Source organism: Protofrankia sp. Cj5, assembly GCF_917627405.1.
GTDB lineage: Bacteria > Actinomycetota > Actinomycetes > Frankiales > Frankiaceae > Protofrankia.
The window spans coordinates 1-10,111 of the sequence record NZ_CAKJTO010000144.1 but is presented as its reverse complement, the minus strand read 5'-3'; the positions used below and the strand labels follow the sequence as shown (position 1 = coordinate 10,111).

The 10,111-nt window shown below is 66.7% G+C and carries 8 protein-coding genes and 1 pseudogene; 6 read left to right on the top strand and 3 right to left on the bottom strand.

The features are described from left to right. A pseudogene (locus tag MJ777_RS20790) lies at positions 1 to 683 on the bottom strand (hypothetical protein); the annotation flags it as partial. A gap of 36 nt (positions 684 to 719) precedes the next feature. Between MJ777_RS20790 and MJ777_RS20785 the strand changes: the two are divergent. From MJ777_RS20785 to MJ777_RS20775, 3 genes are all read left to right on the top strand, one after another. Beyond that, positions 720 to 890 carry a hypothetical protein gene (locus tag MJ777_RS20785; RefSeq protein WP_239377517.1) on the top strand — a complete coding sequence of 57 codons (171 nt, stop codon included), beginning with the start codon at positions 720 to 722 and terminating at the stop codon, positions 888 to 890. Between the two features lie 430 nt (positions 891 to 1,320). After that, positions 1,321 to 1,677, top strand: a complete 357-nt coding sequence (locus MJ777_RS20780; RefSeq protein WP_239346766.1) for a DUF5999 family protein — start codon at positions 1,321 to 1,323, stop codon at positions 1,675 to 1,677. Positions 1,678 to 1,738: 61 nt separating this feature from the next. Beyond that, on the top strand, positions 1,739 to 3,253 hold the full coding sequence (locus MJ777_RS20775) for a bifunctional phosphatase PAP2/diacylglycerol kinase family protein (protein WP_239377516.1): 1,515 nt from the start codon (positions 1,739 to 1,741) through the stop codon (positions 3,251 to 3,253). On the opposite strand, the gene MJ777_RS20770 is transcribed toward MJ777_RS20775, so the two are convergent. Beyond that, positions 3,162 to 4,064 (bottom strand): hypothetical protein, encoded by a 903-nt coding sequence (locus MJ777_RS20770; RefSeq protein WP_239310803.1) that lies wholly within the window; start codon positions 4,062 to 4,064, stop codon positions 3,162 to 3,164. The two genes, MJ777_RS20775 and MJ777_RS20770, sit on opposite strands and share 92 nt — an antisense overlap. A gap of 521 nt (positions 4,065 to 4,585) precedes the next feature. On the opposite strand from MJ777_RS20770, the gene MJ777_RS20765 reads away from it, so the two are divergent. Then, on the top strand, positions 4,586 to 5,350 hold the full coding sequence (locus MJ777_RS20765) for a pirin-like bicupin family protein (RefSeq protein ID WP_239405654.1): 765 nt from the start codon (positions 4,586 to 4,588) through the stop codon (positions 5,348 to 5,350). 272 nt (positions 5,351 to 5,622) lie between these two features. Here MJ777_RS20765 and aceE read toward each other — a convergent pair whose 3' ends face one another. Continuing rightward, positions 5,623 to 8,376 (bottom strand): pyruvate dehydrogenase (acetyl-transferring), homodimeric type, encoded by a 2,754-nt coding sequence (aceE, locus tag MJ777_RS20760; RefSeq protein WP_305039430.1) that lies wholly within the window; start codon positions 8,374 to 8,376, stop codon positions 5,623 to 5,625. Between the two features lie 255 nt (positions 8,377 to 8,631). Here aceE and MJ777_RS20755 point away from each other — a divergent pair, with 255 nt between their 5' ends. After that, entirely contained in the window at positions 8,632 to 9,036 is a 405-nt protein-coding gene (locus MJ777_RS20755) for a YjbQ family protein (RefSeq protein WP_239310801.1), read from the top strand. A 186-nt stretch (positions 9,037 to 9,222) separates the two neighbouring features. Then, positions 9,223 to 9,660, top strand: coding sequence for a DUF3052 domain-containing protein (locus MJ777_RS20750; protein WP_239310800.1), 438 nt, complete (start codon positions 9,223 to 9,225; stop codon positions 9,658 to 9,660). Positions 9,661 to 10,111 lie beyond the last annotated feature (451 nt).

Here is a 10,111-nt window from a genome sequence, read left to right as displayed (position 1 = left end):
GTCGTATGAAACCAGAACATGTACCCGAGCAGCGGTACGGCCAGCGTCCCGGCGAACGCGACTGATCGTGACCATCCGACCCGTCGGGCGACGAGGTAGAGCAGCGCCAGGAGCCCGAGGGCGATACCGACTGTGCGGACGAGCGCGGCGAGCGCGAGTGTGCCGCCGGCGAGCCCGCAGGCCCACGGCGACGGTTGCGGGTCCCACAACAGGGCGACGACCCCGGCGACCATCAGGACGTCGAACAATGTTTCCGCCATGACGAAGTGCTCGATGTTCACCTGGTAGGCGTCGAGGAGCACCGGCGCCGCCGCGAGTGCCGCGACGCCAGGCGCGATACCGCGGTGCGTGAGAAGCGCGTAGAGGACAAGCCCGAGCGTCACACCGAGGGCGTGTTGAACGGCGGGTACCACCCACAGTTCGCCGGTCCCGGCCAACGCGCGCAGCATGGCCGGGTAACCCGCGGGCCGGACCGAATCCGGCGTGAGGTGCCGGGCGAGCTGGAGATAGGCGTAGGAGTCGCCGGCAAATTCAAACGCGGGCCGGTAAGCGGCCATCGCGAGCACCCGTAATGCGCTGGCCAGGCTGGCCAGAAGGATTATCAGGCAGTGCCGTCGCAGGTCAGCCGGGCGTATGCCGAACATCGGCAGCAGGGCGCGCCAGCCGGCGGGGATGGTTTTCATGCATGTATCGCGAAATACACCCGAAAGGACTTCGCCTTGAACGGACGAGGCGGCGGCAGCCGCTGCCGCTGCCTCGCTGCCGCCGTGCTGCCCACCGCCGTGCTACCCGTTGCCGCGCTGCCCGCTGCCGCCGCACGGGCCGGCGCCGCGAGCGCCGTCGTGGCCCGGACGTCGGCAGTGCCCGCGTCCGGGCGGTATGGCGGCTGATACCTCGGCATCTTCATCGACATGAACCGCTCTGTAGGTACCCGTGCGGGCCGCCCACGGGGCCGCGAGATCCCGGCCGGCCGCCAACGGGCCGGGTACGGGCCTGTAATGGGTCCAGGAAAAGTTACCGAAGACGTTTTCCCGCCATCAGGCGGCATCGATATATCCGATATCTGTCACCGGGTAGTTTCAACGTGTTGATTGCTGGTAGTGGTGGTCGCGACAGAGAAGCGGTCGGCTACGAAGCGCGTCGAGTTGTGGCTCTCTCGTCATCCAGCGATCCGCGCATCTACCCATGAAGCATGCTGCCTGTGAACTCCGTCCGCATCCGAACTCGATGCACATCCGAAGTGCGTCCACATGGGAACCATGTCCACCGCGAAGACAGGTAGGTCGATGTGACGTCCGTTACCTGGGGGCGTAATCTTCTGTGACTGTGCGAGGAACAACGGTTTCTGGAGATCCATCGACAAGGACGTCGGCGAGTTCACAGGTACCCACCGCGTCCCACCTGCCCGGCCCGGCGAGCTGTCCGCACTCCCCGGCCTGTCCGTCCGCCGCCAGTCCCGACCGGGACGCCGCGCGGGTCACGATTCGGCACTACGATCAGGGATGGAGCCTGCTGTGCAATGGTGTGATCCTGTTTGACGACACGGGGGAGATTCTGCCGACAGGGGGCACCATCGAGCCCCGGCGAGGACTTCCGAGCCTGGTGAGCAGCGCTGCCGCGGCGGTTGTGACACGCCACCAGACAGCCCTGCCGACACCGCGTAGCCGCACTGCCTGACGCGGCCCGCCAGCAGCGGGGCCTTGTCACCGGGAGCGGGCTGCCCGCTGACGGGGCACGATTGCTGCTCTCGGTCGTTTCCGGCGTGGACCGGGCCGTCTTCGCCCGGCTTGCCGCGGTTCGTCCGCTGGTCGACCCGATCCTGCCGGGCCTGTCCCGGGCTGGCGACCACGGCCTGCTGTGGTGGGGGACAGCGGTGCTGCTTGGCGTCAGCAGAGGACGGCGCAGGCGAGCGGCATTTCGAGGCGTGCTGGCCCTCGGGCTTGCCAGCGCGACCGCGAACGGACCAGCCAAGGTGGTGTTCCGCCGGGGCCGTCCTGATCAGAACGGCGTACCGTTGCGCCGCCGGCTCCGCCGGGACCTCACAACTTTTTCCTTTCCCTCCGGCCATGCCGCCTCCGCCGCGGCGTTTGCCACCGCGGTCGCGATGGACGCGCCGGTCACGGCGATCCCGGTCGGGATCCTCGCCTCGGCTGTGGCCTTTTCCCGGGTCTATGTCGGCGTCCACTACCCCAGTGACGTTCTCGCGGGTATCGCCATCGGGGTTACGGCGGCGCTGGCGACGACCAAGGTCATGCCCAGGCGTCCGTACACTCCGGTGCGGGCTCGTCCGGCGCCACCATCGGTGCCGGCGTTACCCGACGGCGCGGGCCTGGTGGTCGTCGTCAACGAACAGGCTGGCGGTGGTCACAACCATGACATCCTGGCGGTCATCGGCGCGTTCCTTCCCCAGGCGGAGATCCTGCGGGCAGGCGCCGACAGCGAGCTGAGGCAGGCGCTGCTCGAGGCCGCGCGGCGCGCCAGGGTGCTCGGCGCGGTAGGCGGCGACGGAACCGCCGCCGAGGCCGCCCAGGTCGCGCTGGACCACGGCCTGCCGCTCGCACTCTTCCCCGGTGGCACTCTCAACCACTTCGCCACCGACTTGGGCCTCGGCTCTGCCGAGGCCACGGCGCGCGCGGTGCGAAGCGGCACGGCGGTCAGCGTCGACGTCGGGCGTATCGACGGTGTCCGGCCGGCCGGGAGCCGATTCGGGCATATCTACCTCAACACCGTGAGTATCGGCAGTTATCCGGACATGGTCGCCATCCGGGAGAAGCTCGAGGCCAGGATGGGCAAGTGGCCGGCTATGGCATGCGCGCTGGTCTCGGTGCTGCGGCGCGAACCGGCGGTTCAGGTGGAGATCAACGGGCGCCAGCGCCGGCTGTGGCTGGTCTTCGTGGGTAATGGGATCTACCGGCCGGACGGGTTTGCCCCGACCTACCGCGAGCGTCTGGACGAGGGGCTCCTGGACCTCCGCCTTGTCGACGGCAAATCCCCGTTCGCCCGGACGCGGCTGGCGGGAGCCATCCTGACCGGTTCCCTTGGCCGGAGCCGGGTCTACGAGCAGGCATCGGTCAAGCAGGTGCGGCTACTGTCCAGGCAGGGGCCGTTGCCCTTCGCGCACGACGGTGAGGTCGGCACGGAGATCGTTCATTTAACGATCACTACGAATGCCGTTCGCCTGATGATCTATCGGGAGGAAGATCCCGGCCCGGCTGTCGCCGTTCGCCGCCGTAGCGGTTCTGCGGCGGGATGAGCGTGTGCAGCGGTGCCGTCAGGCTGGCGAGCGTATCCGGGTCGAGGATGTCCTGGACGAGCAGTGCGCAGGCGAGATCGGCACACAGCTCCATGACACGCTGGTCGGCAGCGGCGTCATCTGTATTGATCATATTGCGGCAGGACGGGCACAGCCGCCAGAACCCCTCGGCGGCGCTGCGCCGGACCAGAGTCCACACGCGCCGGCGACCGGTACGCACGGCGCTGTTGAAGGCGGTTTCCATCGCGTCCCGGTGCTCGCTCTCGTCGCGGGTGAGCGCGGTGACGAGCAGGCAGTCGTAGACCCGGAGGCTGTCGGCATCGTGGCAACGGCGCGCGAGTACCGGCAGCGCCGCGAGGACCCGTTTGACCTCGGATCCGAAAGGGCCGAGGTCCGGTTCGTGGCCTCGGCCGCGAGGGTAGACGGCACGCCACGGTCGCATCAGCGCCGCGTACTCCGACCGTGTGAGGATCGGTTTTGCGTAGGCGGCGGCGATTGCGTCACGAATCGCCTTGAGCGCGGTCGCGGTGATGCCCGGATCGACCGTCACGTAGTCGTCGATGCCCGCGAGGTCGTCGGCGTAGATGGCCGAGAGCGCGTCGAAGGCGGCGAGAACCTCGACAACCAATGGGGCGTCCGGTGAGAGCGCCTTGTCCCGCGCGGCGGCGAGCTGTGAGGTGTTGTGCCAAGCCGACGCGAGCTGGTTGAGCTCAGCGTCACTGGTATGTACCAGTTGCGTGAGGATGGTAAGAATACCACGCAGGTTGGGGTGATCCTCCAGCCGGTTGATCCGACGTGACCGCAGAATCATGTTTTTTTCCCGAGTGTTATGCGGGCCACCTCACGACCTCGCGTTCAGGTAGTAACGCCAGGTAACAATTGTGTTGCTGGTAACCGATGACATCTGTTTCGCCGAGCTGTCGGCAGCCGTCACATCGCCTCCTCGGAGGCACTCACGTTGCGTTTGGACCACCTGACCAACAGCCTCAGGGGCTGGTGGGGCAGCGGTAGCGCGATCATAGCTCTTTCAGGTTCCCGGCAGCCCCCCAGGGCCGGGAGAGGCGATGGTGCTGCAATCATCAGAGCCCGCCTGACCGCACGATGACCGTGCGCTCAGGACGGTCATCGTGCGGTCGGAGACCCTTGGGACCCGCCGCTCGGGACCGTCCTGACCGCGAGGTGAGGACGAATACGTTGGACCATGGTCTGGGGGCATCCGCGTGGGACGCACTCTACGACAACTCGCGAGCTGAGAGTAGCTGCACCAATGGTAGCGGACAGGTATAGATGAGTGACAAGAAAGGGTAGGACGGGACTGTGACTGATATCTCGATGTCGCGAGGAACGGCGATTGCCGTCAGGCGCTCGGACAGCCGGGCCGTCACCCGAAAGCCATGGTTGGAGTCGCGCCACTCGTTCGCGTTCGGTCGTCACTACGACCCTGCCAATACCCACTTCGGCCTGCTGCTGGTCAACAACGACGACAGTATCGCTCCTGGTGGCGGTTTCAGCACCCACGCGCACCGGGACATGGAGATCGTGACCTGGGTCCTCGAGGGTGAGCTCACGCATACCGATTCCACCGGAAGCAGCGGTGTGATCAGCCCCGGGATCGTCCAGCGCATGAGCGCGGGCACCGGGATCCTGCACGCGGAACTGAACGCGGCGGCGGGCTCCGAAGCGGGGGAACATGTTCCAGGAGATCCCGGTACAGTGCGCTTTATCCAGATGTGGGTGACTCCGGACATAGCGGGGATCACCCCTGGCTACGCCCAGATGGATGTGACGGACGCGCTCGCCGCGGGTGACCTGGTGGCGGTGGCCGGCGGCGGCGGTTCGCGGGCGGCGGTTGACATTCGGCAGAACAACGCCATCCTGCATGGCGCACGCCTGCCCGAGTCCGGCTGCGTGCGGCTGCCGGCCGCGCCCTGGGTGCATCTGTTCGTCGCGCGTGGCACGGTTACGTTGGAGACTTCTGGTGATCTCACCGCTGGTGACGCGGCCCGGATCCGAGGCTGCGACGGGCTCGTGGTCAGCGCCTCGGCCGGGCCGGCGGAAATCCTGGTCTGGGAGATGCACGCCACCCTTGGCCGGTGAGAGCACCCGGCCGGGGCCAGCGGCACCCGCCGGCGGCATCCCGGCATCGGGATGCCGCCGGCCCACCGTTGTGAGAGGCTCCGGCAACAGGGCTGTCCGGCTCGCGCCGCCCGGTCGGCGCCTCGCGTCATCGCTCCCCGCACATCGCTTCGCGATGCACGGGTACCCCGGCTCGTCGGCCCCGGTAGAACACCGCTACCGGAGCCTGGGCCGCCTCGCGACGCATCCGCCTGGCATCCGACATACCCCGAAACAACCTCCGGCGGCCACCACTAGTCACGCAGTCCGTAGCGACGGATCGCGTCCTCGACGACGGCGGTCTTGACCGAGCCGTGGCGCGCCAGCGCCTCCAGCGTCGCCACCGTGATCGATTGGGCGTCCACGTGGAAGTGGCGACGCAGTGCCGCCCGGGTGTCGGAGCGCCCGTAGCCGTCGGTGCCAAGGGAGGAGTAGTCCTGTGGAATCCACCGCGAGATCTGGTCCGGTACCGCCCGCATCCAGTCACTGACGGCAATCACTGGTCCGGGCGCCCCCTCCAGGAGACGGGTCGCGTATGGCCGGCGTTCCACTGAATCCGGATTCAGCAGATTGTGTTCCTCGCAGCTGAGAGCCTCCCGGCGCAGCTCGTTCCAGGAGGTCACCGACCACACGTCCGCTTCCACGCCGAAATCGTTCGCCAGCAGTTCCTGGGCCGCCAGCGCCCACCGCATACCGGTGCCGCTGGCCAGCAGCTGTGCGCAATGCGGTGCCGCGCCTGACGCGATCTCCGCCGGCGACCGAGCGGTCAGGCCAGCGTCGGCGAACGGCCGGAACAGATACATACCGGCGAGGATCTGTGCCGGGTCGATCCCGGCCGGTTCGGCCGGCTGCGGGAAAGGCTCGTTGTAGACGGTCAGATAGTAGAAGACGTTTTCGTCGCGCTCGCCGTACATGCGGTCGAGGCCGTCGCGGACGATGTGGGAGACCTCGAAAGCAAACGCGGGGTCATAGGCCACACAGGCCGGGTTCGTCGAGGCGAGCAGCAGCGAATGGCCGTCCTGGTGCTGGAGCCCCTCACCGTTGAGAGTGGTGCGCCCGGCGGTGGCACCGAGCAGGAACCCGCGGCCGAGCTGGTCACCGAACGCCCACATCTGGTCGCCGGTCCGCTGAAATCCGAACATCGAGTAGAAGACGTACACCGGGATCATATGGACCCCATGGGTGGCATACGCGGTGCCCGCGGCTATGACCGAACCCATCGAGCCGGCTTCGTTGATGCCCTCGTGCAGCATCTGGCCGGATTCGGACTCCTGGTAGGAGAGCAGCAGGTCGCGGTCGACCGCCTCATAGCGCTGCCCGTGCGGTGAGTATATTTTGGCGGTCGGGAACATGGCGTCCATACCGAAGGTACGGGCTTCGTCCGGGATGATCGGGACGAAGTGGGCGCCTATCTCCTTCGTCTTCAGTAGATCCTTGAACAGGCGGACGAAGGCCATGGTGGTCGCCACCGGCTGTTTGCCCGAGCCCCGCCGTAGATCATCAAAGATTGATTTCGGCGGCTGGGGAAGGGGCCGCGCCAGCACGACCCGCCGGGGGAGCGAACCGTCGAGGGCGGCCCGTCGCTCCCGCATGTACTGGATCTCGTCCGAATCCGGGCCGGGATGGAAGTACGGGGGCAGGTCCAGCTCGAGATCGGCGTCGGGAATTTCCAGGTAGAGGCGGTCGCGGAACTCCTTCAGCTCGCCCTTGCTGAGCTTTTTCATCTGGTGCGTGGCATTACGGGCCTCGAAGTCCTTGCCCAGCGTCCAGCCTTTGATGGTGTGGGCGAGGATGACCGTGGGCTGGCCGGCGTGCTCGGTCGCGGCCTTGTAGGCGGCATAAAGCTTGCGGTAATCGTGACCGCCGCGTGAAAGTTTGCGCAGGTCGTCGTCGGAAAGGTCCTTGACCATGCGGCGCAGCCGGGCGTCCGCCCCGAAGAAGTGCTCCCGGATGTAGGCTCCGGACGACGTCGTATAAGTCTGGAACTGACCGTCCGGCGTCGTGTTCATGCGGTGCACCAGGACCCCGTCGGTGTCCTGGGCGAGCAGGGGGTCCCAGTCGCGCCCCCAGACCACCTTGATGACGTTCCAGCCGGCACCGCGGAACAGGGATTCCAGCTCCTGCATGATTTTGCCGTTGCCGCGTACCGGGCCGTCGAGACGCTGCAGATTGCAGTTCACGACGAAGATCAGATTATCGAGTTCCTCCCGGGCCGCGATGCCGAGGGCGCCGATTGATTCGGGCTCGTCCATCTCGCCGTCGCCGAGGAAGGCCCATACCCGGCTGCGCGAGGTGTCCTTGATTCGCCGGTTCAGCAGGTACCGGTTGAACCGGGCCTGATAGATGGCATGGATCGGTCCGAGGCCCATCGAGACCGTCGGGAACTCCCAGAAGTCGGGCATCAGACGTGGGTGTGGGTATGACGAAAGCCCACCCGCCTCGCTCTCGCGGCGGAACGCGTCAAGAGAGCCGGCGGTCAGCCGGCCCTCAAGAAAGGCTCTGGCGTAGATTCCTGGCGAGGCGTGGCCCTGGACGAAGATCTGGTCGCCGGAGTCGCCGCCCGGCCCCGCGGTCAGGTTGTCCTTACCGCGGAAGAAGTGGTTGAATCCGACCTCGTAGAGCGCGGCGCTTGAGGCATAGGTGGCGATATGACCACCAACACCATATTCGGGCCGATTTGCCCGGCTTACCATGATTGCCGCGTTCCATCGAATATACGCGCGTATGCGCCGTTCGATGTGCTCGTCGCCCGGAAACCACGGCTCCCGTTCCGGCGGAATGGTGTTGATGAAGTCGGTGCTGGTGAGCCCAGGCACACCGACGGCCTTCTCCCGGGCCCGCTCCAGCAGCTTGAGCATGAGGAATCTTGCCCGACCGCGGCCCTGCTCGTCGATCACTGAGTCCAGGGAATCCAGCCATTCGCTGGTTTCGGACGGGTCGATGTCCGGCAACTGGCTGGGAAGGCCATCGGTGATGACCGAAAACCTCCTGCCGCTGTCCTTCGCCACGCGTTCTCCCTGTCGTCACTTGGTCGTTGTTCGCATGTTTGGTCGCGAGTAGGTCCCCTTCCATCGTGCTCTGTGCGGGCCGTCTCGTCACGCGCGCCCCTGGTTACCTGTCGGTAGGGAGGCGGGCTGGCGGCCCGCCGCGGCCGGCCCGGCGCCACCGGCCGATCGGCCTGTCACCGGTGCGCCGGATTTGTGAAACCGCTGGGGACAATGGCTGACGACGACGACGGATGGCGGCGGGGGCGAAGGGGATTCATGGAGACGACGACGCTGTCGGTGCGCACCGGCGACGAGGAATGTGTTTGTGATCTCACAGCCGCGGCACGACGATTCGTGACCGGTCGCGGGAGCGGTCTACTGTCCGTGTTCGTCCCGCATGCGACTGCCGGACTCGCGATCCTTGAGCTCGGGTCGGGCAGCGACGCGGATCTTCTCGCCGCACTTGCGGGCCTGCTGCCAGTTGATTATAAATGGTATCACGCGCACGGGTCGAATGGTCACGGAAGGTCACACGTATTGCCCGCGTTGATCGCACCATCGTTGACCGTCCCGGTTCTCGATGGTCATCTGCTGCTCGGGACATGGCAGTCCATCGCATTGGTTGATCTCAACGTGGACAATCCCGAACGCACGGTTCGGCTCTCGTTCCTGTCCGGATGAGAGGGCGCGAGCGGCACCTTTGTCCACAACTACCGGCGTGGCACTTGCGCTGCCCGGGGGTGCTCCGGTGGACTAGGTCTACGGCGATGCGGGCGGTAGGTGGATCGAAAGTCCACCGCGCGGCCCAGCCGTTGCACGCGGACAGCGTGTCCGTGTGCTGCTGACACGAGCAGGAGGTTGTTGAGGGTGAGTCCGACCGCGGCGAACGCCGAGGGTCAGCGGCGTGCGGAACGTCTGGGTATCACGCCAGGGGTACTGGTTCAGTCGCTTAACGAAGACGATGACATCGCCCATGATCTTCTAGGTGCCGTCACCTCTGTCAGCGGAACGGAACTCGTCCCGGAGGACTCCGACGATGTGGTCGACGTTGTACTGCTGTGGTGGCGGGACGACGACGGCGACCTCGTGGAGGCGCTCATCGACGCGCGCCGCCAGCTGTCCGAGGCTGGGGTGATCTGGCTTCTGACGCCGAAGGCCGGCAGACAGGGGCATGTCGAACCCAGTGACGTCCTGGAGGCGGTACCGACCGTTGGCTTGGTGCAGACCAGCACCGTGAGCGTTGCCGCGGAATGGGCCGGAATGCGTCTGGCCGCACCGAAGTCCCAACGGATCCGGCATCGTTAGAGCCCGTTGTGAATCTTGTGTTCGGACCGCGAGCCGCGTCCAGGTGGTTCCTGGCACGGAGGAAGGCCGAACCGATACCGGATGAGCCGTATCGGTGTGGCCGACAACGAAGCCGGGTGCCGGCTGGGCGTGGATCGCCCGGACAGAAGATCTGAAACAGGTTCCTGGTGTCCCTTGGGACCCCGGTCGCCGGCCAGATCCGGTGGCGACCGGGGGTACGGGCCGCCCGTTGGGCAGCGGCGGCCGGTGAGCGGGGCCGGCTGTGGGTGGGTGTATCAAGGCCGGGCGGGCAGGGGGACCTGCTGCCCCTCGACCGCGCCCGGGTAGCGGTCCCAGATGCGGTTGATCTCACCTTGCAGGTTCAGCGGGCCACAACCGAGAAGAAAGACGGTGAACGCGGCTCCGGTTCGTAGCGGGGGCAGACCCGCCGTTTGTTGTGCTTGGCGTACGT

Excerpts from the sequence above, each read along its gene's own strand:
- MJ777_RS20770 (WP_239310803.1), bottom strand. The coding sequence starts at position 4,064 with ATGATTCTGCGGTCACGTCGGATCAACCGGCTGGAGGATCACCCCAAC.
- MJ777_RS20765 (WP_239405654.1), top strand. The coding sequence starts at position 4,586 with ATGTCGCGAGGAACGGCGATTGCCGTCAGGCGCTCGGACAGCCGGGCC.
- MJ777_RS20755 (WP_239310801.1), top strand. The coding sequence starts at position 8,632 with ATGGAGACGACGACGCTGTCGGTGCGCACCGGCGACGAGGAATGTGTT.